This is a genomic window from Caproicibacter fermentans, from assembly GCF_014303955.1.
In the GTDB taxonomy this organism is placed as follows: Bacteria; Bacillota; Clostridia; order Oscillospirales; family Acutalibacteraceae; genus Caproicibacter; species Caproicibacter fermentans.
Window position 1 is genome coordinate 1,938,908 of the sequence record NZ_CP060286.1, and the last position, 25,487, is coordinate 1,964,394.

The 25,487-nt window shown below is 43.9% G+C and carries 22 protein-coding genes and 1 pseudogene; 14 read left to right on the forward strand and 9 right to left on the reverse strand.

Annotated elements, in window-relative coordinates; all coding sequences use genetic code 11:
- Positions 1–23: 23 nt before the first annotated feature.
- The 9 genes from HCR03_RS09565 to HCR03_RS09605 all read left to right on the forward strand — a co-directional run bounded on the left by HCR03_RS09565 (position 24) and on the right by HCR03_RS09605 (position 9,078).
- The gene (locus tag HCR03_RS09565; RefSeq protein ID WP_187037885.1) at positions 24–827 is read left to right on the forward strand and encodes a glycosyltransferase family 2 protein; all 804 of its coding nucleotides are present in this window, start codon (positions 24–26) and stop codon (positions 825–827) included.
- A 19-nt stretch (positions 828–846) separates the two neighbouring features.
- On the forward strand, positions 847–1,731 hold the full coding sequence (locus HCR03_RS09570) for an NAD-dependent epimerase/dehydratase family protein (RefSeq protein ID WP_187037887.1): 885 nt from the start codon (positions 847–849) through the stop codon (positions 1,729–1,731).
- A gap of 14 nt (positions 1,732–1,745) precedes the next feature.
- Positions 1,746–3,014 (forward strand): HAD-IIIA family hydrolase, encoded by a 1,269-nt coding sequence (locus tag HCR03_RS09575; RefSeq protein WP_187037889.1) that lies wholly within the window; start codon positions 1,746–1,748, stop codon positions 3,012–3,014.
- Positions 3,015–3,084: 70 nt separating this feature from the next.
- On the forward strand, positions 3,085–4,086 hold the full coding sequence (locus HCR03_RS09580; RefSeq protein ID WP_407926848.1) for a GHMP family kinase ATP-binding protein: 1,002 nt from the start codon (positions 3,085–3,087) through the stop codon (positions 4,084–4,086).
- Between the two features lie 23 nt (positions 4,087–4,109).
- Positions 4,110–5,120, forward strand: a complete 1,011-nt coding sequence (locus HCR03_RS09585; protein ID WP_187037891.1) for a GDP-mannose 4,6-dehydratase — start codon at positions 4,110–4,112, stop codon at positions 5,118–5,120.
- A 17-nt stretch (positions 5,121–5,137) separates the two neighbouring features.
- Positions 5,138–5,782 carry a D-sedoheptulose-7-phosphate isomerase gene (locus tag HCR03_RS09590; RefSeq protein ID WP_187037893.1) on the forward strand — a complete coding sequence of 215 codons (645 nt, stop codon included), beginning with the start codon at positions 5,138–5,140 and terminating at the stop codon, positions 5,780–5,782.
- A 56-nt stretch (positions 5,783–5,838) separates the two neighbouring features.
- Positions 5,839–6,195 carry a cupin domain-containing protein gene (locus HCR03_RS09595; protein WP_187037895.1) on the forward strand — a complete coding sequence of 119 codons (357 nt, stop codon included), beginning with the start codon at positions 5,839–5,841 and terminating at the stop codon, positions 6,193–6,195.
- Between the two features lie 216 nt (positions 6,196–6,411).
- Positions 6,412–8,727 (forward strand): hypothetical protein, encoded by a 2,316-nt coding sequence (locus tag HCR03_RS09600; RefSeq protein WP_187037896.1) that lies wholly within the window; start codon positions 6,412–6,414, stop codon positions 8,725–8,727.
- A gap of 93 nt (positions 8,728–8,820) precedes the next feature.
- Positions 8,821–9,078, forward strand: coding sequence for a cupin domain-containing protein (locus HCR03_RS09605; protein WP_187037898.1), 258 nt, complete (start codon positions 8,821–8,823; stop codon positions 9,076–9,078).
- A gap of 312 nt (positions 9,079–9,390) precedes the next feature.
- Here HCR03_RS09605 and HCR03_RS09610 read toward each other — a convergent pair whose 3' ends face one another.
- The 8 genes and pseudogenes from HCR03_RS09610 to HCR03_RS09645 all read right to left on the reverse strand — a co-directional run bounded on the left by HCR03_RS09610 (position 9,391) and on the right by HCR03_RS09645 (position 17,496).
- The gene (locus tag HCR03_RS09610) at positions 9,391–9,621 is read right to left on the reverse strand and encodes a hypothetical protein (RefSeq protein ID WP_228725170.1); all 231 of its coding nucleotides are present in this window, start codon (positions 9,619–9,621) and stop codon (positions 9,391–9,393) included.
- A gap of 54 nt (positions 9,622–9,675) precedes the next feature.
- Positions 9,676–10,104: a DDE-type integrase/transposase/recombinase gene (locus HCR03_RS09615; protein ID WP_187037902.1), complete on the reverse strand. Its 429-nt coding sequence runs from the start codon at positions 10,102–10,104 to the stop codon at positions 9,676–9,678.
- A 597-nt stretch (positions 10,105–10,701) separates the two neighbouring features.
- Positions 10,702–11,659, reverse strand: a pseudogene (locus HCR03_RS09620) (transketolase family protein).
- Positions 11,652–12,503: a transketolase gene (locus HCR03_RS09625; protein WP_187037904.1), complete on the reverse strand. Its 852-nt coding sequence runs from the start codon at positions 12,501–12,503 to the stop codon at positions 11,652–11,654. The pseudogene HCR03_RS09620 and the gene HCR03_RS09625 overlap by 8 nt, the downstream one beginning before the upstream one ends.
- Before the next feature lie 50 nt (positions 12,504–12,553).
- Positions 12,554–13,534: an ABC transporter permease gene (locus HCR03_RS09630; protein ID WP_187037906.1), complete on the reverse strand. Its 981-nt coding sequence runs from the start codon at positions 13,532–13,534 to the stop codon at positions 12,554–12,556.
- On the reverse strand, positions 13,531–15,027 hold the full coding sequence (locus HCR03_RS09635) for a sugar ABC transporter ATP-binding protein (RefSeq protein ID WP_187037907.1): 1,497 nt from the start codon (positions 15,025–15,027) through the stop codon (positions 13,531–13,533). The genes HCR03_RS09630 and HCR03_RS09635 overlap by 4 nt, the downstream gene beginning before the upstream one ends.
- A gap of 93 nt (positions 15,028–15,120) precedes the next feature.
- On the reverse strand, positions 15,121–16,170 hold the full coding sequence (locus HCR03_RS09640) for a substrate-binding domain-containing protein (protein ID WP_228725171.1): 1,050 nt from the start codon (positions 16,168–16,170) through the stop codon (positions 15,121–15,123).
- Between the two features lie 90 nt (positions 16,171–16,260).
- Entirely contained in the window at positions 16,261–17,496 is a 1,236-nt protein-coding gene (locus HCR03_RS09645) for an ROK family transcriptional regulator (protein ID WP_187037911.1), read from the reverse strand.
- Positions 17,497–18,101: 605 nt separating this feature from the next.
- Between HCR03_RS09645 and HCR03_RS09650 the strand changes: the two genes are divergently transcribed.
- From HCR03_RS09650 to HCR03_RS09670, 5 genes are all read left to right on the forward strand, one after another.
- Positions 18,102–19,823, forward strand: a complete 1,722-nt coding sequence (locus HCR03_RS09650) for a sensor histidine kinase (protein WP_228725194.1) — start codon at positions 18,102–18,104, stop codon at positions 19,821–19,823.
- Positions 19,820–20,587 carry a response regulator transcription factor gene (locus tag HCR03_RS09655; protein WP_187037915.1) on the forward strand — a complete coding sequence of 256 codons (768 nt, stop codon included), beginning with the start codon at positions 19,820–19,822 and terminating at the stop codon, positions 20,585–20,587. The genes HCR03_RS09650 and HCR03_RS09655 overlap by 4 nt, the downstream gene beginning before the upstream one ends.
- A gap of 156 nt (positions 20,588–20,743) precedes the next feature.
- Positions 20,744–22,033: an ABC transporter substrate-binding protein gene (locus HCR03_RS09660; RefSeq protein ID WP_187037918.1), complete on the forward strand. Its 1,290-nt coding sequence runs from the start codon at positions 20,744–20,746 to the stop codon at positions 22,031–22,033.
- Positions 22,034–22,175: 142 nt separating this feature from the next.
- Positions 22,176–23,084 (forward strand): carbohydrate ABC transporter permease, encoded by a 909-nt coding sequence (locus HCR03_RS09665; RefSeq protein WP_187037920.1) that lies wholly within the window; start codon positions 22,176–22,178, stop codon positions 23,082–23,084.
- Position 23,085: 1 nt separating this feature from the next.
- A complete protein-coding gene (locus HCR03_RS09670; RefSeq protein ID WP_187037922.1) occupies positions 23,086–23,922 on the forward strand; it encodes a carbohydrate ABC transporter permease in 837 nt (278 codons plus the stop codon).
- Between the two features lie 433 nt (positions 23,923–24,355).
- Here the strand turns inward: HCR03_RS09670 and HCR03_RS09675 are convergent, their stop codons facing one another.
- Positions 24,356–25,342 carry an IS5 family transposase gene (locus HCR03_RS09675; RefSeq protein ID WP_187037924.1) on the reverse strand — a complete coding sequence of 329 codons (987 nt, stop codon included), beginning with the start codon at positions 25,340–25,342 and terminating at the stop codon, positions 24,356–24,358.
- Between the last annotated feature and the right edge of the window lie 145 nt (positions 25,343–25,487).

The window sequence follows — 25,487 nt, forward strand, 5'->3', positions numbered from 1 at the left end:
TTTTCTTTGTGGGGTATGACAACATGAATTTTCAAAATAAAGATATTGTGGCATCTCTTGAAATACCTGTCTTCGACGTTTTTGAGTTTGCTCCAAAAAAGAAGAAATATTGTCTAATGATTCCACTGTTTAACGAGGGAAATCGTTTTTTAGCCCAGCTTAAAAAAATGCTTCAACTAAAAATTCCGGAGCAGGTGGATATAATAATCTGTGACGCAAATTCAACGGACGGTTCCACAGATCATGATCTGTTAAAAAAATCTGGTATTTCGGCATTGCTGGTACGGAAAGGAAAAGGAAGGTACAGTACGGATCTCCGAATGGGATATTACTGGACCTTGCAAAGGGGATACAGCGGCTTTATTACCGTGGATGGAAACAACAAAGACGATACCAGTGCCCTGCCACTCTTTATCAATAAACTGAGCGAAGGGTATGATTACATACAGGGTTCGCGTTTCGTACCGGGTGGAAAAGAGATTCGGACGCCATTTATACGAAAAGCCGCTTTAAAACTGATTAACCAGCCGATTATGTCTCACTGTGCCGGCATGGTGTTGACGGATACAACAAACGGCTTTCGGGCTTATTCTCGAGAATTTCTACTGGATGAACGAGTCCAGCCCTTTCGGAACGATTTTTATGGATATGAATTGATTTATTATTTACCGGTTCGTGCATCAGAATTAGGGTTTCGGTGCATCGAGATCCCTGTGACCCGTACTTATCCCAAAGGAGAAGTGCCCTCCAAGATCGGAGGAATTAAGGGAAACCTTTATCAGCTTTCAATTCTATGGCACATTTTGAAGAATGATTATAATCCATAAATGAAATCGGAGAGTTTTTATGTACGTAATAATTGGTGCTAACGGTTTTTTAGGCTCTTATCTAATCAAAAACATTTTACAAATATCGAAAGATTGTATTCTGGCAACAACAAGAAATATGCAAAATGTCAAGCAATATCCCAGGGTTCAATGGATAACATGTGATGTGACTGATTCAAATTCTGTTTCAAATTTAAAGCGGGAAATAGAAAAACATGAGCCTTGCAAGATAATATATCTTGCTGCATATCACCATCCTGATATGGTGGAAAAGAACCCGAAAATTGCTTGGAATTGCAATATAACAGCGTTATCATCTTTTTTAAATACAATAGAAAATGTAAAGTGCTTTTTTTATCCATCTACTGATTCTGTCTGCGGAAATAGCGAGGGAAAAAAGCACTTCCGTGAATGCGATGCATTAAAACCAGTCAATTTATATGGAAAACAAAAAGCAGCCGCAGAATGTCTTGTTACCACATACGGTTACAATGTGATTCGATATCCCTTTTTAATAGGTCCCAGCCTGTCCCCGAATAAAAAACATTTTTATGATACGATCGTGGAGGCACTTCAAGAGAATCGGCCCTTTGAAATGTTTCAGGATTCCTACCGATCTTCCCTGGATTTCGATACTGCAGCGGAGCTGCTGATTCAGCTAGTGGAAAATTATAACGATTCCATGCCGAAAATTTTAAACCTGTCCGGGGATGACGACTTGTCAAAGTACGATATCGGCTTGATGATTGCAAAAAGACTGGGAGTCAGCACCAATTTGATTGTTCCAATTTCCATTCAAAAGCAAAATGGTATTTTTAAAGCCGAAAGAGCCCAGTCCACCCTTTTGGACAATACTCTTATAAAAAAGGCCTTAGGCATGTCCTCTATTAAAATAAATCTATAATGGGAGAATTACAGATGACAGCAGTAATTATGGCTGGTGGAAAGGGAACAAGAATCTCTTCTGTCGCCAGCGATATTCCCAAACCGATGATCCAAATCTGCGGGAAGCCGGTTCTGGAACATCAAATTGATTGCTTGCGCCAGCAGGGCCTTACCGATATAATTTTGGTCGTGGGTTATTTGGGCCGGGTAATTGAAGATTATTTTAAAGATGGAAAACAGTTTGGAGTAACCATCCGCTATTATCGTGAAACCGAACCACTTGGGACCGCGGGGGCCTTATATTATCTAAAGGATTCTTTAACTGATGACTTTCTTCTCTTAAACGGAGATATTATTTTTGATGTTGATTTTCAGAGATTAATACGTTATCATAAGGAAAAGGATGGGATTGCGACTATTTTCACCCACCCCAATAATCACCCCTACGACAGTGCCATCATTGTTACGGATTCTGAGTCGCGGATCGTAAAATGGCTTCATAAGGAAGAGCCTCGTACAAATTATAAAAACCGGGTCAATTCCGGCATCCATCTTTTTTCCCCGAAGATTTTTGACTGCTTCTCTAAACCCGGAAAGATGGATTTAGATCGGGAAATTTTAAAACCCCTAATTGCAACCCGACAGCTATTTGCCTATGACTCTCCGGAATATGTAAGGGATATGGGGACCCCCGAGCGTTATGTCTCTGTCTGTTCGGACTTTAAGCGTGGTTTAATTCAGGCAAAAAATTTACATAACAAGCAGAAAGCATTTTTTTTAGATCGAGACGGCACTCTCAACGTAGAGGACGGATTTGTCACATCTCCAGAGCAAATTCGTCTGATTGACGGCGTAGGACAAGCTGTTAAAAGAATCAATGAAAGTGGGTATTTGGCTATTGTCATCACCAATCAGCCGGTTATCGCCCGCGGTGAATGCAGCCACCAGGATTTGCGACGCATTCACAACAAGCTTGAAACCCTTCTTGGCCGGGAAGGGGCTTATCTGGACGATATTTATTACTGCCCGCATCATCCGGATAAGGGATTTCCCGGTGAACGGGTGGAATACAAAATCAACTGCGACTGCAGGAAACCAAAACCGGGCCTGATACTAAAGGCGGGTCGGGATTACAACATTGATTTGACTGCCTCCTATATGGTCGGAAATGGAATTGCGGACATCCAGGCAGGGCAATCTGCTGGTTGCCAAGTGGCAAAAATTGGTCTGCCGGAGCAATCTTTGCCAAATGTAATGGCCTTTTCTGGATTGCAGGAATGCGTCAAAGCTATTTTAGGGTAAAGGGGATCGGAAAAATTGGTTATTACAAAAACTCCGTTTCGTATGTCGTTTTTCGGAGGAGGAACCGACTATGAGCCTTTTTTTTCGTGAGCATGGCGGCAGCGTAATTTCCACGACATTTGATAAATTCTGTTATGTTACGGTGCGTCATCAACCGCAGTTTTTTGATTATCAGAATTCTGTCATTTATTCACGAATCGAAAACACAAGGGAAGTTGGCGAAATCGAACATCCGCTCGTGCGTAATGCCATGCAGTTTTTGGATATGCATGAACTCCACATTGCATATGATGCGGATCTCCCGGCAAGATCCGGACTCGGGAGCAGTTCGGCTTTTGCGGTTGGCCTTTTAAATGGGTTTTATGCTTTGAAAGGGAAATATAAAAGCAAGCGAAAACTTGCCAAGGACGCGATTTATGTGGAACGGACGCTCTGCAAGGAAGACGGCGGTTGGCAGGATCAAATTGCGGCCTCTTTCGGCGGATTCAATCGAATCAACTTCCGGGATGATACATTTGAAGTGCGGCCGGTCATTATGTCTTTGGAACGAAAAAATCTCCTGAATGCGCATCTGATGCTGTTTTTTACTGGCTTTTCCCGCTTTTCCGGCGAAATCGCTGTTACCCAGAAAAAGGCGATTAAGGATAAGGAAAGAGAGTTGCTTGAAATGCTCTCATTGGTTGACGAGAGCGAAAATATTTTGGCAAGCAAGTGTGATATCTTGGATTTTGGAAGGTTGCTGGATCATACTTGGCGGTTAAAACGAGGTTTAACTAATAAAATCTCCACTGAAAGCATTGATGACATCTATCAGAAAACTCTGGACGCGGGAGCTGTCGGGGGAAAATTGCTTGGAGCCGGCGGCGGTGGCTTTCTTCTCCTATTTGTTGAACCATGTAGACAACAGGCGGTTCGAGAAGCTCTCGAAAATTTTATGTATGTTCCATTTCGGTTTGAAGAAAATGGGACACAGATACTCTATTATGCTCCTGAACAGTGGGAGTGTACGAATGAGGAAGAGCCACAGCTGCTTTTACAGCCATCTATAGAGCAGAAAACATATTCAGCATAAAGTTTGGCAGGAGGTATATCATTTTGAAAACAAGAGCTTTGATTACCGGAATGACCGGTATGGTAGGTTCCCATTTGGCGGATTTTTTGCTTGAAAATACAAATTGGGATATTCATGGACTGCAACGCTGGAGAAGCCCACTGGATAATATTATGCATTTAATGGATCGTATTAACAAAAAGGACAGAGTATTTGTACACTACGGGGATTTGAATGATCAATCGTCACTCATTCATGTGTTAGAAGAAGTGAAGCCGGATTATATTTTTCATCTGGCCGCCCAAAGTTATCCACTCACTAGTTTTACGGCTCCAATTGATACGTTGAACACGAACATTCTTGGAACTTGCAGACTACTGGAAAGTGTACATCTCCTCAACCAAAACCCAATTATTCATGTCTGTGCGTCGTCGGAAGTCTTTGGAAGAGTTCCCAAAGAGAAAGTGCCAATTAATGAAGAATGTTCGTTCCAGCCAGCTTCCCCCTATGCAATTTCCAAAGTTGGCACAGATTTAGTCGGACGTTATTATGCGGAAGCTTATGACATGACCGTTATGACAACACGTATGTTTACTCACACTGGCCCCCGGCGCGGTGATGTATTTCACGAATCTACTTTTGCCAAACAGATTGCTATGATTGAAGCTGGTCTTCGTGAACCGGTCGTTAAGGTCGGGAATCTGAATTCTCTCCGCACCTATGCAGATGTAAGAGATGCGGTGCGCGCTTATTATATGCTTGTTACGTTTAACCCTATCAAGGGTGAGTATTACAACATCGGTGGAACTTATACCTGCACGGTTGGGGATACATTAAAGACCCTTCTGTCATTTTCAACTGAAAAAAATATTAAGTATGTGGTCGATCCGGAGCGGCTGCGACCCATCGACGCAGATCTTCAAATACCTGACTGTACTAAGTTTACGCAGCATACTGGATGGAAACCTGAAATCCCCTATGAAAAAACGATGCTTGATCTCTTGAACTACTGGCGGGATAAAATTAAAACAAGCGGATCCTATATCGACAGATAAGGCGGGTTTAAACTGAAATGAAAGAAAAAACGCAGGCGTTATTTCAGGACTTTTTACAGAAGCAATCTTTTCTTTCAACAATAGAGCAACCTGTACTCCAAGCCTTTGATATGCTTCTCCACTCATATCAAAATCAAGGGAAATTATTAATATGCGGAAATGGAGGGAGTGCTGCTGATGCTGATCATATAGCCGGCGAACTGGTAAAAGCTTTTCGTCTGAAAAGACCTTTATTGAAACATCAAATACAGGCTTATGAAGTATTTGGAAATGAAGCGGTTACAATGGCAGAAAAATTGCAGGGCTCCCTCCCAGCAATCAGTCTTTGTGCGCATAACGCCTTACTTACAGCGATAATAAACGATTTAGGTTCTGATGTTATGTACGCACAACAGGTTTTAGGTTTTGGAAATTCTGGGGATATTCTTTTAGGCATTAGTACTTCCGGCAATGCTTCTAATGTATTAAATGCCGCGATTGTTGCAAAAACATTGGGTATGAAGTCAATTTTATTATCGGGGAAAACAGGTGGAAAGGGAAAAGGACTGTTTGATCTATCCATTATTGTCCCATCCGATGAAACCAGTGATATACAGGATATGCATTCGGTTGTGTATCATGCGTTATGTGCCATGCTGGAAAGTGAGTTCTGGGATGACTGAGCAATGTTTTTCCCCATTCTTGACATAACAGTAAAAAATTATTAAAGGTGTGAAGTATGCTAATTAAAATAATAAAACCTGATTTTACATTCAATGATGACCGTGGCAGTTTGGTACAGTTGGTACATTCCGGTTTTAAACAGTTTAATATTATAACATCTAAAGCCGGCGCATTCCGTGGAAATCATTATCACCAGCAAAATGAAGAGGCATTTTATATTATTCATGGAAAAATTTTATTGACTGTCATTCAAAATGATACAGAAGAAAAATACAATTTTCAAACCGGCGATATGTTCCAAATTCCTCGTAATATCTGTCACAGTTTTTTATTTGAAACAGATACTCTACTCGCTAGCATGTATTCAAATGGTGTGGAATTGACGGATGGAAGAAAAGATATTTTACGATAATTTAACAGGTCTCTGAAAAATAGAATTTTAAGTTATAGGTGGTTATTAAAAATAGAAATTATCATTCTGCGTTCCCATATGGTCGGGGGGCGGTCCTGCGCGAAACGGGCAGAGAACCGCTTACGGAGAATCGCCTTTGCTGTTCCCGAACCTGCTCATCTGCGTCCGCTCCATTTTGAAGGAGGGGGAAAAACTGCGGGAGAGGAGAAAAAGGCGATGGGGAAGAAAAGGAAGGGAACATCCGCGCCTCCGAAGATGAAATGTGCTAAAACATTTTTGCGTTTACCAAATAAGCCATATCTATATGTGGGTATGTATCTGTGCGTTGTGTTAGGACTTTCCATCGCAATTAGTCTTCAATCGTCGGTATATTGTGATTTTGGCGTAGTGGATGGGACTTTTCAAAATTATAATGCCTGGAGGCGTATCCTTGGTGGGCAGATTGTTTTCAAGGATTTCACGCCCTATTTGGGAATTGGTCACGCAATATACGGTGCAATCGCGACTGGAATTTTGGGAGGGACTTTTCACGATTCAATCTTTGCAGGTATTTTCTTGACTTGTATCATGAGCTTTGTCAGCATCTTCGTGATTTCAAAATGCATCGTTCGCTCAAACTATGTCTCTTCTTTTGTTAGTTTGATTATTTTCTATGGCTATTATTATTTGGCACCCATAATCGACCCTCTCCTTAAACTGCTCGGTTGGAGTTTGCCGTTGTATACAGTTGGCAATTCGGCGCGAATCATCAGGAGCTTTGGACTCACGCAGTCAATTATTCTGTTTGCGATTATCTGTGCAATTATCCGAAGAAAAACCGTCAAAAGAGAATTATGGTGTTTTATTGCTGCGGCAATAATTTCAGGTTCTACAATCGCTTTTTCAAACGATATGGGAGTTGCCGCATATATTGTTTCCTGTATTTGTGCGCTAATTTACACGCTTACTCCGAAGCCGAAGATGAAATATATTTTTGTGCGTGCCGGCATTTGGATCGCAGTATCGCTTGGTTCCTTTTTTGTGCTGATTACACTGATAACATCCTTTCACCCGATAAACTATTTTAATGTTACACTCGGCATTTCAAGTTACCAGAGCTGGTATAATTTTGAGCAGCAGATCTATTATTTGCATGATGTTTGGCGCCACTTTACATTTGCGGATTTGTTATCGATCACGATAGCAGTTATCAACATTGTCTTATATTGCAAGGCTAAAGATAAACGCATTGAATCATTGCTAATCGCGTATGTGCTGTTGGCGAATTTTATACGGCAAGAAATGTATGACATCATAACCGGTGGAAGCGTGAGGGAAACGGAGTATATAACGCTCGTCACGTGTGTTTGTTCATTTATCGCGCTTCTTTTTGTAAAACGAACAACGCAGGCTACAAAAACCAACGTTGCATTCCTTTCAACCCTTGTTGCTGTTTGCGTTTTAATTCCGACATTAATGAGCAGTTCTGCAGCTTTCGCTGCGGTTAATACGAAAGGCGCCGCAAAATACGAGCAAGGCAGAGTCAAAGAGATGGGCGGAGTTCTGACAAACTACTCGAGCGAACTTTACGCATTGTCAGAGCAGATTGGGGACGATACTTTTTGGTCGACTTACGCAACGGCATTCGAAGTCGTTAAGGGTAAATATCAGCCGAGCGGCGTAGATTACATTATCCATGTCTTAGGCGACAAAGCACGACAAGACTATATGGCGAAATTCAAAACAGGGAACTATGCTCACGTTTTAAATCCGTCGCTTATGGACAGTTGGGAGCCATGGATTATACACTCAAATTGGTTTTTCTTTCGCGAAGTGTTGAAAGACTATAATTTGGTTGCTAAAGTCGGGTATCTTGAAAATTGGGAACGTTCAAAATCTAATAACATAATGAATAATAAAGTTTCAATTAAAACTGAAAACCAGCCTGACGGAAGTGTTTTGCTGAAGGCAAGCAGCGACAGCCGTGTGAATGCCTTTGCTGACGTAGAAATTTCATACACCGTTGAAAAAAATAAAAATTTTCCAATTATTATTTATAATGAATTGCAAGTCGTTTACAAAACCTTTTCAGAGATGTATCCAAGTTATAGAGACCGATTCGGATTGCCGAATAAGGGACAGAATATTTCAATACCGATATACATCCATAACGGATACGGCGAAGTCGTTTTGGAACCATGTCCGAAAAATGACACGAAAGTAAACTTCATCGCGGCCAAAGTTTCCTGCCTTCTTAAAGACCCGTTCAACTTTAATCAGGCACACAACACAACCGATGTCAACTGGACGAATGGGGTACGAAATGGTGGCTCTCAAATAGTCATTCAAAATACCCCGCAAAATTACAAAAAGTATATTGAAAATAAACCGGCTTATCTGGAACTTGATGGTGTGAAATATTCTGTAACCGAAGTGGCTGACGACCATAACGGGTACTTTCGCGTGGGACTTCCATCACACGATGCGGCAGCTAAATTTGCCTATCCTGCAAAATTCGATATTCTATATAGCCGGAAAAAAAATGATAAATAATCTAATCATGCGTTATCCGCAACTCGGCGTTTGGCGAGAAGCTTCTGCTCACAACCTGTTGGTCTGCATCTGTTGTGAAAGTTTAATATCATTATGTCCAACGCAGGAGCCTCTAGGGGAAATCATTATCATGAGCAAAATGAAGAGGCGTTTTATATAATTAATGGAGAAGTAATTTTGTTTGTACAAAAAGGAAAAATTCAGGGAAAATACTCCTCCCATACCGGTGATATGTATAAAATCCCAAGAGATGTTTTACACAGTTTCAAATTTGAAACTTACACCCTCCTAGCCAGCATGTATTCACACGGTGTGGAAATGTCTGATGGCACAAAAGATATTTTTAAATAAACCGACCATGGGCATGAGCTTACAAGATGGACAGGCCAGGAACTTTCTTTTCCTACCAACCTTTAAATCCCAATATTCAATTGGGATGATAGAATTTAATAAAGCAATTGACTAATCGAGGCAAATCTGGACAGCAGAATAGTTTTGGATAGAACTGCAAATATGCGGAAAGCGCAAAATGACCGCATGACTCAAAAATTATGTGTGCATCTCCGCATAAACCAGCGCTTCCCACGCAACAAGGAAAAACTCGTTGCGTGGGAAGCTATTTGGGTTATGAGAGTATTCCTGAGAATTCTCTTGCAGGACTTTTTAAGCGGCTAATTTTTTTATTCCCGTTTTTGCAGCCACCCGAATTGTGAAACATTCGTCAGTTCCTGCAACCTCTGCCAGTTCCCGCAGCGGGATTTTTCCGGTGGTGTGATGGATTTTCCCGTCGACCTGCCGGCACCAGCTCAGCGCCTGCCTGTTCAGGTCCTCCAGATCCTCGAACTGCCTGCCAGGCAGAAAGTTGTCTTTCACATACCGTACCATCCGTTCCACCTTGCCCTTCGTCTGCGGAGAACGGATGCGCACACCTTCGGCACGAACCCCAACTCAGTGGCGAAATCCGCGAAACGCGTGTTCCAAATGGGCTTCCCGCCCCGTCACGACGGTTTTCATGTTGTCGGTAAGCACATTCTCCGGCATGCCGCCGAAGTATGAGAATGCGTTGACGATGCACCTCTCCAGACTGCTCAGGTCGCACCGGCTGGTGAATTCCGCGTATTTCACGCGGGATTTCCCCAGAATCATCACGAACACCGGCACCTTGTGAAGTATTCCGCTGCTGTCCGTGTAATGACAAATACCCCAATCCATCTGTGCCTGCTTTCCCGCCGGCGTTTCATAGCGCCGTACGGCAGGCAGTGCTTTTGCTGGACGGTACGGATGCACATACTCTTTGAGAATGGTAATCCCGCCATCGTAACCGGCTGCCTGCAACCGTTCCAGCAGAACCACGCAGTTAAAGATGCCCTGATCCATGAACTCGTGAAGCTGCGGTTTGTACGCATCCAACTTGGAAAAACGGTTTGTCTCCGGCGGTGAGCTTTCCTTACGCTCTATGTACTTGCGGGCGGTGTCCTTGGATATCCCGAGCTCCTTACCGATGGCGTAGCGCTTTTCCCGTCCTGTGCTTTTTCCCGTATCATGAGAATCGTTCCACTCCTTAGCATCCGGCCTTCCCCCATGGCGTTTCTTTACACCATGGTAGCCGTTATTCTGGAGTGGGTCACGATCTCGGTCAATTATACTCCGGCGATTAAAGAAACTGTGTCACGATTTTTTGTGCATCCATTCAATTCACTCCAACTTGGTCCAAAGCACTCCATAGAACGCTTTACACCCTTTTGAAGTAAATTGTACTCTTTCTGACATCCTCCCTACAATGTGACGGTGGATTTGACGGTTACCATTAAAAAAGACAAAGTACCATTTCATTGATACTTTGTCTTCAGGCTCGGGAAAGAGTGCTAAACTCACTCACTCCTTTTCGCCTGTTTCAAACTTCTTTCACAAAAGTACTTATTTACCGAAGCAAGATTTCGGGCGGTATAATTCCTGAATTTTCTCCAATCTGTTTCATCCCATTTGACTGTTTTTTCGCTTGATTGCCTTTTTGGCACAATCCGCAATATGTTCCGGAGTTAGACCATACTTTTTCAGCAGCTGTGCGGGGCTGCCGGAGTGGCCGAAGGTATCCTCAACGCCAACGCGTTCAACAGGAACCAGAACAGAGCCGGTCACCACTTCCGAAACTGCGCTGCCTAATCCGCCGATTACACTGTGCTCTTCGGCCGTCACAATAGCGCCGGTTTCTTTAGCGGCCTTTATGATCAAGTCGCGGTCTATGGGCTTAATAGTATGCATATCAATCACTCGCGCGGAAATACCCTCCGTGGTCAGCAGCTTCGCCGCTTTTAATGATTCCTGAACCATCAGTCCACATGCGATAACCGTCACATCCTTGCCATTAACCAGCTGTACTCCCTTACCAAGCTCAAATTTATATTTTTCAAAATTGTCGGTTACGCATTCCAAGGCGCATCGGCCGGTTCTAAAATAGCACGGGCCATTATAAAGCAGAATTGCTTTGGTTGCTAAACGCGTCTCATTGGCATCGCATGGAACAACTACGGTCATTCCCGGTATCGTGCGCATCAGGCTAATATCTTCAATGCTCTGGTGGGGTTGCACCGTCTTCACCCACCGTTAACCCAGCGTGACTGCCGATTACTTTTACGTTCAGATGCGGATAAGCCACACTGTTACGAACCTGATCATATACACGGCCAGAAGCGAATATTGCAAAAGTATGTACAAGAGCTGTCGCGCCGCAAGCGGCAAAACCGGCAGCAATACCGACCATGTTAGCCTCGGCAATACCGATATTATAAAAACGTTCGGGATATTTTTCAGCAAAATATTGCGTCATCGTGCAGCTTTTCAAATCGGCGTCAAACACATTAATGTTTTCCGAACAGCCGAACTCTTCCAGTGCTCGGCCATATGCCACTCTTGTAGATATGTTTTCACACATTTTTATTCCCCCCCAATTCCGCGATTTTCGCATTCAGCTCTGCGTAAGCGATTTTAAACTCATCAGCATTCGGATGTCCGCCATGAAATCTTACCTGATTTTCAAATACGGAAACGCCTTTTCCTTTGATTGTATCCAGCACAATCATTGTCGGCTTTCCCTTGCAGACGGAAGCCAATTCAACAGCATTGTAAATTTGTTCTACATCGCTGCCATCTACTTCAAGTACATTCCATCCGAATTCTTTGAATTTATTTCCAATGGGATTAGGGGACATTACTTCTTCCAAAGGACCGTCAAGCTGTAATTTGTTATGATCAACAAAAGCAATCAGGTTATCGGCTTTAAAATAACCTGCGGCCATCGCAGCTTCCCAAACTTGACCTTCCTGAATTTCACCATCGCCCATGATGCAAAATGTACGGTAAGCGAAACCTTTACTCTTCCCGTAAAGCGCCATTCCCAAAGCCACAGACAACCCCTGCCCCAAAGAGCCTGTGGACATGTCAACACCGGGAACATGACATTCCACATGCCCGGACAAATCACTATCGATTTTACGGAATGTGGACAGATGTTCAACCGGGAAAAAGCCTTTCATAGCCAACGTCGTATATAAGGCAGGAGAACAGTGCCCCTTGGAAAGCACAAGATGGTCGCGGTCAGGCTTTTTGGGATTAGCAGGATCGACGTTCATCTGACTGAAATAAAGAACAGATAGAGTTTCAGCAATTGAGAACGACCCGCCAATATGACCAGAACCGGCGGTTTGGATGGTCTGAAGTGCAATCTTACGGATTTTATATGCGTTTAACTGCAGCTCCTGTTTTACTTTAATATTCATAGAGTGCATACCTCAAATTATATAAATTAATTTGCAACAATGTCAGGTTGTTATTTTGCTTGATTTTGCCTTCTTTGTTTAATCATGTCAAAGTTGACAGCAGCAATAATTATAATTCCTTTTAGGACATACTGCCAATATGAATTTACATGCATCAAATTCAATCCGTTGGAAATAACTCCAATAATCAAAACGCCGATAACCAATCCGCCTACTGTACCGGTGCCGCCAAAAAATGATGTGCCGCCCAGAACCGATGCCGCGATGGCGTCGGTTTCGTATCCTTCTCCGGTGGACGGCTGCCCTGAAGATAGGCGGGCTGCTAAAACGACTCCACAGAAACCGGCCAGTGCGCCGCTGATTGTCCAGGCCAGAATCTTTATTTTTCTAATATTAACACCAGAGAAACGAGCGGCGATTTCATTTCCGCCCACAGCGAAAGTATGACGTCCGGTTTTTGATTTGTTTAAAAGGAAGAAGTCTATTACCAAAAAAATCAACATGTAAACAACGGGGAGAGGAATTGGCCCCAAGTACCCAGTGCCAAATGAGCCGAAACTTCTGTTCATGGTAGTAACAGGGGATCCGTTTGCAATTAAGTAAGCAACTCCTCTGCAGATAGACTGCATAGCCAGAGTTACAACGAAAGGATGGATACCTGTATAAGTGATAACTACGCCGTTGATAACGCCCACAAGAATTCCAATGGCGATTCCAAAGAAAATACCCATATAAACCGGCAAACCAAATGTTTCAAACGTCATGACGCAAATAACGCCGCTTAACGCGGCCAGTGCACCACCGGTCAAATCGATTCCGGCGAGGATAATCGTTAATTGCACTCCGATGGCTAAAAAGCAATTGGTCGCACAAGTACGCAACAAATTAACAATATTAGTACGGGAAAGGAAATTATTTCCCAAAAGAGAAAAAAGAACGCACATGGCAAATAATGCTGCTAAAGTCCCTGCGTTCTGACGAAAATATGTCTGTATCGGTCTAAGAATAGGATTGCTGGTCGTCTTTTTCATTGTTGCTCACTTCCCATAGCGTGTTTCAAAATCAATTCCTGCGAATATTCACCGCGTTCAAAGATCGCTGCAATGCGGCTTTCCTTCATTATAACTACACGGTCGCTCATATTCATAATCTCTGGCATTTCGGAAGAAATCATAATAATCGCAAGGCCTGCTTTTGCCAATTCATTGATAATTGTGTAAATTTCCGCCTTAGCTCCAACGTCTATGCCCCGGGTTGGCTCATCAAGAATCAGTACCTTCGGTTTTGTAGCCAGCCATTTAGCAAGAAGTATTTTCTGCTGATTTCCGCCAGACATAGTTGAACAGTTCACATTGGCCGAAGGCGTTTTAATCTGTAAGGTTTGAATACTTTCTTCAACTATTTCACGTTCTTTAGCCGTATTTACATGCAGATGTCTTATAATCTGTTCGATGATAGGCAGTGAAATGTTAAATGTAATTGTATTATTTAGCAGTAATCCTTCTGTTTTTCGGTTTTCCGGGACAAGAGCAACACCCATGTGCTGCATAAAAATGGGATCCGGCTTTTTAACCTGTTTTCCATTGAGATAAATTTCCCCGGAGTCCATCGGGTCAAGTCCCGTTATAGCTTTCATCAATTCGGAACGGCCCGCGCCAACCAGGCCGTAAAAACCAAGAATTTCACCGCTGTTAACGAAAAAGCTGCAATGCTGTACCTTTTTTCCAGCGCAAATATCTTTTGCTTCCAACACCACGGGTCCGGGCTCGTTAAAGGTTCGCACATAGTAATTGCCCAAATCACGCCCAACCATCAGTGAAATCAATTCGGCTTCGGTACAGCTATCAGACTGCCGGGTGCCCATATATGTTCCGTCGCGCATAATCGTTATCGCGTCGCAAAGCTGAAAAACCTCTGCCATTTTATGCGTAATAAAAACGATACCCAAACCTTGATTTTTTAGATCCTGAATCGTACTAAAAAGGACCTCAACTTCTTTTTCAGAAAGCGATGAAGTTGGCTCGTCTAAAATTAAAATTTTTGCGTTCAGGGAAAATGATTTTGCAATTTCTACCATCTGTTGCTGACCAATGGAAAGGCTGCCGACAAACTCATTTGGATCAACATCCAAACCTACGCGCTTAAGAAAAGGTTTTGCTGCTTCAGCCATACGTTCCTTGCTGACCATTCCGATGGAATTGCATATCTCACGTCCCAAAAATATATTTTCTGCAATGGTAAGATAAGGCTCCAGCGCAAGTTCCTGATGAATAAAAGCGATGCCAAGCGTCTGGGAATCGTGCACCGAATTAATGGACACTTTTTGACCTTCAATGTAGATTTCACCTGAATCCGCAGGGAAAATACCGCCCAGCACATTCATCAGAGTAGATTTACCGGCTCCATTTTCACCCATAAGCCCCATGATTTCGCCTTCATGTATTGTGATTCCGGCTTTATCTAACGCCAAAACACCTGGGAATTCCTTAACGATATTTTCCATTCGTAATAGTTCTCTTGCCATTGTTTCACCGCCTTTCATAATAAAACATTTGGGAAGGGAAAGCTTTAATGCTTCCCCGCTCCCAAAAGACATATCAATCAAACAACAGGAATATCACTGCCATTTGGTTATATCAAATTTAGCAAGGTTGCTCTTTGAAATCAACTCAACCGGAACAACAATGTTTTTGTTTACATTAGCGCCTGACAAATGGGAAATTACCGTATCAATTGCGTCCGCACCAACGACGGAAGGCTGCTGAGCGGCGGTTGCAGTTGCAGCGCCTTTCGAGATATAGCTCATGAATCCGGGATTTCCATCGACGCCGTAAATCAGGACATTGCTCTTTTTTGCAGCGGCACATGCTTGGACACAGCCAAGAGCCCCCATATCGTTGATGCAGAAGAAAGCGGAAAGATCTTTGTCAGCGGTAATTGCGTCCTCGGCAGCGGAAAGGGATTTTGCCGTATCGCCTTCCGTATCGGAAGTACCATCTATTTTAAAGTAACTTCCAATGGTATCCTTAAAGCCTTTTTCGCGCTGTTTGCAAGCGGTGCCGGAAGGCTGATCCATTATGTAGATTTTGGAACCTTTACTCAGCTTGCCCATCATATCCTTTGCACACTGAACGCCTGCGTTGTAATTATCGGAAGCAATAACGGAAACAACCAGGTCGGTACGGTCAACCGGAGTATCCACGTTGATTACAGGGATCTTTGCATCGGCACAGGCCTGAAGAGCCTCGGTGCAAGCGGTGCAGTCCATAGGCGCCATAATGATTGCACTTACTTTCTGGTTGATCAAATCGTAAATGTCATTGTTCATCTTGGTCTGATCACTTTCAGCATCAACTGTGACCAATTGCTTACTGGGATCCATACCCTTAGCGGTCATTTCCTTTTTAATGCCGCTCATCATAGCGGACCAGAAAGGGTTATTCATGGTAGTTGGAACGTAAGCAATGGTCAGTTTGCTCACGTCTACCGTTTTGCCGGAATTTGATGCTTGAGCACCGCTTGCAGCGACTGCGGAACTTACAGCGGCTGCGGAAGAAGCACTTTCTGAAGCAGCAGCGGACGATGCTGCGTTGGAACTTCCAGAACTGCATGCAGCCATGGAAAGTAGCATGGATAGTGCGGTTAGAGCAACGATTATTTTTTTCATTTTTTCTCCTCCGATTAATATATTTACCATCTTGCATCGAGGCAAGAAGAGTAAGCGGCAATTCGTGCCATGGTAGTGTCAATTACACCATCAAGTTCCCTGTGCGGATTGCTGAATTTTATCCAGCAGTGTGTTGTCTGTAAGTAAGTGTTCAATTGCAAAATAATAGCCGCCCAATAAGGCTGAATCTTCCTGAAGAGAAGAACAGCGAATCGACACACTATCCAAAATATAGGGATGAACGAATTGGCTGACAGTTTCCTTGACTTTTTTCAGAAACGGTGGCCAATCCGGATAATCCTGGCCCAAAATAATACAGTCCGGATTGAGAATATAAATTGCATTGGAAATTCCAAATCCCAACATCCACGCCATTTTCTCCATAGCATAAGTTGCTAATGGATCTGAATTCTTGTATGCGTTCAAAATGTCCTGATAAATGCTGTGTTCATTCAAGGGACTGTCCGGAAACTCATAAAGCCGTTCTGACACATATCGTACTGTACTTTCCGTGCCGGCACAATATTCATAAGTACCTAATGGCTCTTCGGAATTGCGTGATTCGTTAAAATTAATACCCATGTGTCCGATTTCACCGGCGATGCCCAACTGTCCTTTTACAATGTGGCCGTTGATGACAATACCTGCGCCAATACCGAAGCCCCTCGAACCCATTGCAATCAAACTGAAATTCTGACTTTTTTTAACCTCTTCCGAGTTCTTCCATTCCGCATAGGCTGATAATTTTGCATCGTGTTCCGACAATATCTGGATACCTAACGCACGTTCCAATTCTTTGTGAACGTTAACGGTGCTTAGCTGCTCAAAGCGGGATACTAAAGTAATTTCCCGGTTTTGCTGAACATTCTGCCTAATATAAGGACCCGGCAGTCCTAAACTGATGCCAATAATATTACTTCTGCCGAATTTGTCCAGTATTTTCGAAACGTCATTTTCCAACCGATTTAATATGCCGTGGATATCTTCATTCAGCGAAATCTGTGACTGTGAACGGTCTACGGCCTTCCCATCCATCGTGTAAAGGCACATACGATAATCTTTACGGTTGATTCCGATCGACAAAATGTAGATTTTCCCTAATTTAAGATGAAGATATTCGCTGCGGCGTCCAGATGCCGCGTCACCTTCAACTGCAATGATACCCATACCAAAAAACTCATTGATAATATTGGTGATAGTTGCTTTTTGTAAACCGGTCTTTGTGGAAAGTTCTGTCCGCGTCACGCTTCCGTGCTCCAACAGAAGTTTTATAACAAGGCAGCGATTTGCTTTCTGCATATCATTATGATTCATTCCACGTTTCACTTCGCATCACCTCTGCATCATAACCAAATTTATATATTTCTAATGTTCATTAAATAAACTAAATATTGCTTAGTACATATAAGATGTTACATCAAAATACATGGTTTGTCAATAAATTTATAACATAATCACCATTATTATCTTTAAATTGTGTTCATCTAATTGTAACAATTAGATGAGATAGAAAGTTATACCATCGGAAAATAATATGAAGTCAAGTAGAGCACAGAATTGCCAAAGCAAAAACTCCATGCACAGGTTCAACACCGACGCATGGAGTTTTTTGTTTGGTTCCGCTGACAGTCCGCAGCCCGAAAGCGGTGGTTGTGCTGAACACCGGCGGTGCGGCGTAAAACAGAAGGCGAGGAAAAATACCCCAAGTCGCCGAAATCAAAAAATATCGGTATACTCCCGATCCGGAACAATTAAAAATGATTTTGATGTAAAGATTAATAAAATAGTTGTTATACTTTCGCCAATTTTAGACGTTAAATCTAAGGAAGAGAGAAAACCATGAAAAAAATATGCTTCAGAAAAACCATTAGGGCTTCTGAGAACTTGCATTCGTTGATGACGCGCCTGACCGCGATTTTTTTGTGCTTGTCATGGTTCCGATTCTGATCATCGGCCTGGTCACTTCGCTGCTGTATCGAAACAGTATGACAAATAAGATAAACGAGGTTGTGGACAGCAACACGCTGCAGTCGACGCAGATGATCAGCGAGCGCTTAGTTACTTATCGGAACAGTCTGTACCAGGTCGTTACAGATCAAAACATTGTTAATCTCGCGGATCGTCTGGAGGACGCCTCCACAGAATTGGACCGTGCGTATGGACAGCAGAACCTGCGTTTTGCTCTTTCAGAGTATATAAACATTAAAAGCTATTGTACCGCTCTTACTTTCCTTTACAATTCGGACTATGTTACCTATGACCGTACCGCCGACGACTTCGTCACCATCTGGCATAACGATCATTACAGAAAGCTCTTTCTTGGTCTTTGCAATCCGGGAATCAACACCGTCGTTTACGTGAGCGGTGTTGACATCAGCCTCTCGGCAAATGATGTGGCCAGCAAATCGGTCTACCTCATTTATCCGCTTCGTGACAAGGCTACAAACCGGTATCTCGGGGTCATTGTTCTCAGTCTGCAAAACGAAATTTTTGACACATCCATGCAAAACAGCCAGATAAAGTCGAATGACATTCAGGGCATTCGCTCCGCTGTTATCAGTTCCCAAAAAAAGGTCGTATTCCCTACATTGCAAAGTAAATCGGACACCGAAGAACTGAGCGATACCATCTGGAACAGCCCCAACATTCTGACCCACGAAATTTCTGACTCCAAGTGGTATTTCGTGACCGCCCTTGACACTAAGATCCTTTTCAGCGAAGTCGATAATATGCAGCGATGGTTTATTCTCATCACCGTCGCCGCGTGCCTGCTGTTTCTTCTGCTTCTGCTCTATACGGCGAACCGCATGGAACGTTCCATCGTCAGGATCGCAGAGGGCATCGAAAATTATGTGCCCGGTCGGAAGGGAATCAGCATCGGGGGAAAACAAAAGGACGAATTTTCCATATTGATTCGGCGTTTCAATGAAATGACTCAGCGGAACAACCGCCTGATCGACGAACTGAAGAAGCGGAACGTTCAAATTGCCGAAGAGACGGACAAACACCGCAAGGCTGAATTGAAAGCACTGGAAGCGCAAATTAATCCGCATTTTCTTTATAACGTTTTAGATTCCATCAACTGGATTGCCATCGGCAACGGAGAAATGGAGATCAGCCGAATGCTGACTTCTCTTGGAAGCATCATGCGTTACAGCGCGACAAACATTGACCTTGTTGTCGCTTTTCAGGCGGAAATAGAATGGATGAAAGAATACGTCTTTTTGCAGCAGGAACGGTATGGGAACGCATTTACCTTTGAGTGTGAAGCGGACGAAAACACGATGGCGTTTCCCATTTACAAAATGCTTCTTCAGCCCCTCGCGGAAAATGCTATTCAACACGGCTTTGAGGGCATTCATAGCGGCGGTGTCCTTCATCTTACCGCACAACTTTTAAACGGCGAACGTTTGAAAATATGCGTAGCCGATAACGGCTGCGGCATCGAAGCGGAAACGCTCCGGAAAATACGCGGACAGATTGATGGCAGTATCTCGATTGACGGAAACGCCATTGGGGTAAGTAACGTACTGAACCGCACGCGCATGTATTACGGTACCGAGGCATCAATCAAAATTGAAAGCGAAATCGGAAAAGGAACGAAAGTTACGCTTATTTTGCCCCGCTGTGGGGAAGGAGAAGAGATTCAATGAAAATTCTGATTGCAGAGGACGAGTTTCACATCCGCAACGGACTGTCACATCTGATTCCGACGATCAGCCCCGCATACCGGATTGCAGGCCTTGCTTCGGACGGAAGAGAAGGCTTCGAGCTTGCGCGCAGGTTGGAACCGGACATCGTCATCACGGATATCAAAATGCCGAAAATCGACGGTCTGGAAATGATCGAAAAGATTCAGAACCTTGGACTACAGCCTGTCTGCCTCGTGCTGAGTGGATATGCCGAATTTGAATATGCACGCACGGCAATCCGTCTGGGCGTAAATGATTATCTGCTGAAGCCGATTTCAATCGAGGCTCTGACAAAAGCGCTCAAACGGATTGAATCCGAGCTTTCCGCCGCTCCCTCCGAAGCGGAAAACGTCGGTCCCGAGAAAAAGTATTCGCCGGTCGTAAGTGACATGGTAAAGACGATTCATCTCGATTACGGCAAGCATCTTTGCCTTGAATTTTTTGCGGAGAAATATAAAATGACGCCGGAATATCTCAGCACTCTGTTTGCGAAAGAAACTTCGGAGACATTCTCGAATTATCTGAAAAATGTCCGGCTTGAAAAGGCAAAAGAGCTGTTGAATAAGACCGACCTGAAAATTTACGAAATCGCTTGCCGGGTCGGTTACACGGAACCGAAGTATTTTTCAAAAGTGTTCCGGGAATATGTCGGTGTTTCCGCCAAACAGTATATTCAGCAAAAAGGACTTCAGAAGAGGAGCAACGGCGAAAGTCATAAAAGTTAAGCGATTGTATGCCTTATAACAGATAAGTGCACATAAAGTATTACATTATTACATTAAAATTATATACTTTTCTTATAATCTTGGGATTTTAGCTAGAAAATAAGTATGTTATTCTGATGTTAGAAAGCGGTAAAAAACAAAGGAGGAAATGTACGAATGAAGAAAAGAGTTTCTAGAATTGTTTCAGCAGCTCTGGCAATTGCACTTACCGCGGGTATGACGGCCTGCTCTACCGGAACAGGAAGCGAAAGTGGCACAGGTTCGGCGGCTTCCGCAAAGGCTAACGTCAATGCGGCATCGGGTACTACGCAAATTAAATTTTGGCACTATATGGCCGACAACGAAGGGTCTCAGCTTCAGAAAATTGTCGATACATATAACAATTCGCAGAGTAAAGTAAAGGTTGCCGCGCAATATGTTCCGCGTACAGAACTGATGAAGCAATATACGATTGGTGCAGTGTCGGGAGACCTTCCCGACGTTGGAATCGTTGATAACCCGGATAATGCTTCATATGTCTCCATGGGTGTCTGCGAAGATATCACGGACCTGTTCAACGCTTGGGGCGAAGCAAAATTTCTTGACGGACCTCTGGCATCATGCAAATCAGACAGCAAAATTTATGGGTTGCCGCTGACCAGCAATTGCTTAGGTCTGTTCTACGACACGGACGTCCTGCAGAAAGCGGGAGTCAATGTTCCTACGACGTGGAGCGAGTTGACGGCAGCGTGCAAAAAGCTGACGCAAGGAAAGCAGAAAGGTCTTGCGTTCAGCGCGGTAGCCACCGAAGAAGGGACTTTTCAGTTTATGCCGTTTCTTCTGTCAGCCGGCGGCGGTATTGATGACCTTGCTTCAGCCAACAGTGTGAAATCGCTCGATTATTTTTCTGGTCTTGTAAAATCAGGCTATGTGAGCAAAGAATGCATCAACTGGACCCAGGCCGATGTTGAGAAACAGTTTTCTGCCGGTTCTGCCGCCATGATGATCAACGGCCCTTGGAATATAGCCGCAGTAAAAAAGGATGCTGCAAACAAGCACTGGAAAGTTGCTAAAATCCCGAAAGCCGATGACGGCAACTACACTTCCATTCTCGGCGGTGAAAATGTTATCGTATGCAAGGGAGCCAAAAAGGACGCCGCATGGGATTTTCTAAAGTACATTGACAACAAAGAAAACTCTCAAAAATTATGTGCAAATGCCGGATATCTTTCCCCACGCTCTGATGTAAAAGGGGAAGAAATGTTTAAGGACAATGCGGTAATGGCTTTGTTTGTAGACCTGATGCCAACGGCAAAATCGCGTGGTCCTCACGTCAAATGGCCTGAAGTTTCTTCCGCCATACAAACTGCAATGCAGGAATCAATTACTGGTAAAGCAACTGCGCAGCAGGCAATGGGAGAAGCAAAAGCCAAAGTGGATAAAATCAACGCCAGCCTTAAGAAATGATTTTAATTATGTAAACACTCGCTGCAAAGATTTTTAGTTTGCAACTATTTTACAAAAGGAGCTCCTTGGCCAGTGCGGACTTTCCCACATTTGGAAAGGAGCTTCCTTTCTATCGTTTACTGTTTTCGGAAAGGATCATTCCATGAAAAGTAAATTCCGTCTAAGCGAACAGCAAAGGGGTATTTTAAATGGATATGCGTTTATACTCCCTGCGCTGATTTTCATGATCGCACTTATCGGTTACCCTACTATTTATAATTTTATCATCAGCTTTCAAGATGCGACTGCACAGGCAATTGCATCCAATTCACATCAGTTTATCGGTTTTGATAATTATCGGAGCATTTTTTCAGATTCGCTTCTGAAGCAATCGTTTATAAACACGTTCCTTTACACGATTGGATGCCTGGCATTCCAGTTTTCCATCGGCTTTATCCTTGCTCTGTTTTTTTGCAAGAAATTTCCTCTCTGCAAAATTATTCGCGGGCTTGTCGTCATCAGCTGGATGCTGCCCGTAACGGTAACCGCTCTTATTTTCAAGTTCATGTTCTCGGAAGGGAACGGCATCATCAATCAGATCCTGATGAACATGCATTTCATTCAGCAACCGGTAAGCTGGCTGACAAATGGGGGCACCGCCATGTGGAGCCTCATCATTGCAAACAGCTGGATCGGTATTCCGTTCAATATGCTCCTGCTGACGACCGGCCTGAACAACATTCCGGTTGATGTCATGGAAGCGGCAAGCATTGACGGCGCTAACGGAATCCAGAAATTCTTCCGCATTACTATTCCCCTGCTGAAACCTACCATGATGTCTGTGCTCGTACTCGGTTTTGTTTATACCTTTAAGGTCTTTGACCTTGTGTTTGTCATGACGAGCGGTGGGCCGGTCGATTCCACGCAAGTTCTTTCCACTTATTCCTACAAGCTTTCTTTCAGCTATTTCCGTTTTGGCGAAGGTGCCGCAGCAGCTAATATTCTGTTCCTGTGCCTTTTTGTCGTAGCGCTGATCTATCTGAAGCTGGTATCGGACGACGAGGTAATGTAAGATGAAAAAAATACATTTGAATGAAAAACGAAAGAGCATTCTTTTCGCCGTCATTGCCGTGCTGATTGCCTGCGTTTTCCTGTTCCCGCTGTACTGGATCGTAATCAGCTCTTTTAAAGTGGACGGCGAGATATTTGCGAGTCCGGCCACCTTATGGCCCAAACAGTTTACTCTGGCAGCTTATCAGGAAGAACTGCCGTCAATCGCACTGCCGTTCCGCAATTCGGTGATTATTTCATGCAGCTCCATGGTACTTTGCGCACTTCTCTCCATCCCGGCCGCCTATGGCCTTGCAAGGTACAAAGTACCGGGAAAAAAAGGATTTCTCATGACGTTTCTGGTGACGCAGATGCTGCCTGCTTCGCTTGTGCTTACCCCGCTATACCTCACTTTCTCCAAAATTCATCTAATTAACAACCTGCTTTCCCCTATTCTCGCCACTGCAACAGTAACAATTCCTTTTAACATTCTTCTGCTCCGCCCTGCTTTTCTCAATTGCCCGGTAGAACTTGAAGATTCCGCCAAAATCGACGGATGCAATATTGTTACCTGCTTTCTGCGCATTATTGTGCCTATCTCCAAGCCTGCTATTATCACGGCTGGAGCATTCGGGTTCATTATGACTTGGAACGACCTGATTTATTCCATGACATTCAACACAAAAGAGGAACTTCGGCCGATGACCGCAAATATTTACACCTATATGAACCAATACGGCACACAGTGGAACAACATCATGGCTTACGGTGTTCTCCTGATCCTGCCTATTGCAATTATTTTCATACTGCTTCAAAAATATATTGTAAGCGGCCTTACATCCGGCGCGGTAAAAGGCTGATGATTGAAAAGCAGACCAGACTGTCACCGTAGATGGAAGTGACTTCAAGATGCCCATGAAAACCGGATCATCAGCAACCTCGCGTATTAGAATTATTCCGAAGAAGGCCAATGCGATATCCATAACTGCTAAAAGGGCGGTTTGTATCCGGCAAACAGCTAATGAGTTTGCAGCTAGAACAGGCTTGTGGTGAAGCAGCCTGATGGCTCAACAAGGAAGATTGAGAGTTTGTCTCTGCCGACCTGACAGTATTATATCACGGGTATCTCAAAGCTTGCTGATTCTAAGGAACCTCTGAACAAATGGCGCAGGAAGAGGAATTCAGCGAAAAGGGATTCAAGAGGCGTTCCAAACTGAATGATTACGTCGAATTTCAACGCTATACTCCTGAATTTATTTCCACTTTTGCGGAATTGGGCGCACTTCTCCCTTGTCAGGTCTCACTGAAACTTCGACCTGCCATTGCCAGCATATAGAGATTTGCGCACGCGAACATGGCATACAGCCGGTTCTCGTTTTTCATTAAGCCTCTGTACCGGGTTTTCGTGTAGCCAAATTGGCATTTGATGATGCGAAAAACGTGCTCCACTTTGCATCGCACAGAGGATTTGCGATGTTCGATGAGACGCTCCCAATCAATGGAATTGTCGGAAACCCTAGGCAAGCTGTGCGGACGGCGGTTGATACGGTAGTCGATCTTGGATAAATGCGCGTCATTCCGAACCTCCGGGCGCTTTTGAATACCAAGATAACCGGAATCACCATAGACCACCTCGTCATCCTTACGGATGAGTTTCGCCGCTGCGGTCACATCATGTTCGTTGGCGGCAGTTACCTCTATCGTGTGAACCAGCCCGTTGCCGGCGTCAACGCCGGCGTGACACTTCATGCCGAAACGCCATTCATTCCCCTTTTTTGTTTGATGCATCTCCGGGTCGCGTGCTTTCTCCGCATTTTTTGTAGAGCTGGGTGCGTTGATGATGGTAGCGTCTACAATTGTGCCGCCTTTCATCATGTGGCCGGTAGCTACCATGACGCGGTTAATGGCGTCAAAAAACAGCTTGTTTAGCCCGTCTTTTTCCAGCAGGTGCCGAAACTTGCAAAGCGTCGTCTCATCCGGAACATTCTCCGTCATGAAATCGATGCCGGTAAACTTACGCATGGCATAGCTGTCATAGATTGCGTCCTCGGTGGCCGGGTCGGAAAGGTTGAACCAGATCTGCAGCAGATACATCCGCAGCATCCGCTCAATGCCCATGGGCGGACGGCCCCGTTTGCCGCGGGGATAATACGGCGCAATGATACCGACCCACTCTTCCCACGGGATAATCTCGTCCATGGTTTCCAGAAACTCTTCCCGCCGTGTTTTCTTCTTTCTGCAGCTATATTCGATATCCGTAAAAGTTTGTTGCTTTTTCATTTTTCCGCACCGCCTGTGTCTTGATAGTTCTATTTTACCAGAGTTCTCCTCTCTTCGGTAGAGGGGCGGATTAAATCAGAGGTTCCCTAATCAAGTGAACTAAGCAGACACACTCAAAATCGTCTGCAAATCTTATTATACGAGG

Bases quoted from the DNA above. Each gene is read 5' to 3' on its own strand.
- HCR03_RS09565 (WP_187037885.1), top strand. From the start codon at position 24: ATGAATTTTCAAAATAAAGATATTGTGGCATCTCTTGAAATACCTGTC.
- HCR03_RS09570 (WP_187037887.1), top strand. From the start codon at position 847: ATGTACGTAATAATTGGTGCTAACGGTTTTTTAGGCTCTTATCTAATC.
- HCR03_RS09575 (WP_187037889.1), top strand. From the start codon at position 1,746: ATGACAGCAGTAATTATGGCTGGTGGAAAGGGAACAAGAATCTCTTCT.
- HCR03_RS09580 (WP_407926848.1), top strand. From the start codon at position 3,085: ATGAGCCTTTTTTTTCGTGAGCATGGCGGCAGCGTAATTTCCACGACA.
- HCR03_RS09590 (WP_187037893.1), top strand. From the start codon at position 5,138: ATGAAAGAAAAAACGCAGGCGTTATTTCAGGACTTTTTACAGAAGCAA.
- HCR03_RS09595 (WP_187037895.1), top strand. From the start codon at position 5,839: ATGCTAATTAAAATAATAAAACCTGATTTTACATTCAATGATGACCGT.
- HCR03_RS09600 (WP_187037896.1), top strand. From the start codon at position 6,412: ATGGGGAAGAAAAGGAAGGGAACATCCGCGCCTCCGAAGATGAAATGT.
- HCR03_RS09605 (WP_187037898.1), top strand. From the start codon at position 8,821: ATGTCCAACGCAGGAGCCTCTAGGGGAAATCATTATCATGAGCAAAAT.
- HCR03_RS09615 (WP_187037902.1), bottom strand. From the start codon at position 10,104: ATGGATCAGGGCATCTTTAACTGCGTGGTTCTGCTGGAACGGTTGCAG.
- HCR03_RS09625 (WP_187037904.1), bottom strand. From the start codon at position 12,503: ATGAATATTAAAGTAAAACAGGAGCTGCAGTTAAACGCATATAAAATC.
- HCR03_RS09630 (WP_187037906.1), bottom strand. From the start codon at position 13,534: ATGAAAAAGACGACCAGCAATCCTATTCTTAGACCGATACAGACATAT.
- HCR03_RS09635 (WP_187037907.1), bottom strand. From the start codon at position 15,027: ATGGCAAGAGAACTATTACGAATGGAAAATATCGTTAAGGAATTCCCA.
- HCR03_RS09640 (WP_228725171.1), bottom strand. From the start codon at position 16,170: ATGAAAAAAATAATCGTTGCTCTAACCGCACTATCCATGCTACTTTCC.
- HCR03_RS09650 (WP_228725194.1), top strand. From the start codon at position 18,102: ATGGTTCCGATTCTGATCATCGGCCTGGTCACTTCGCTGCTGTATCGA.
- HCR03_RS09655 (WP_187037915.1), top strand. From the start codon at position 19,820: ATGAAAATTCTGATTGCAGAGGACGAGTTTCACATCCGCAACGGACTG.
- HCR03_RS09660 (WP_187037918.1), top strand. From the start codon at position 20,744: ATGAAGAAAAGAGTTTCTAGAATTGTTTCAGCAGCTCTGGCAATTGCA.
- HCR03_RS09665 (WP_187037920.1), top strand. From the start codon at position 22,176: ATGAAAAGTAAATTCCGTCTAAGCGAACAGCAAAGGGGTATTTTAAAT.
- HCR03_RS09670 (WP_187037922.1), top strand. From the start codon at position 23,086: ATGAAAAAAATACATTTGAATGAAAAACGAAAGAGCATTCTTTTCGCC.
- HCR03_RS09675 (WP_187037924.1), bottom strand. From the start codon at position 25,342: ATGAAAAAGCAACAAACTTTTACGGATATCGAATATAGCTGCAGAAAG.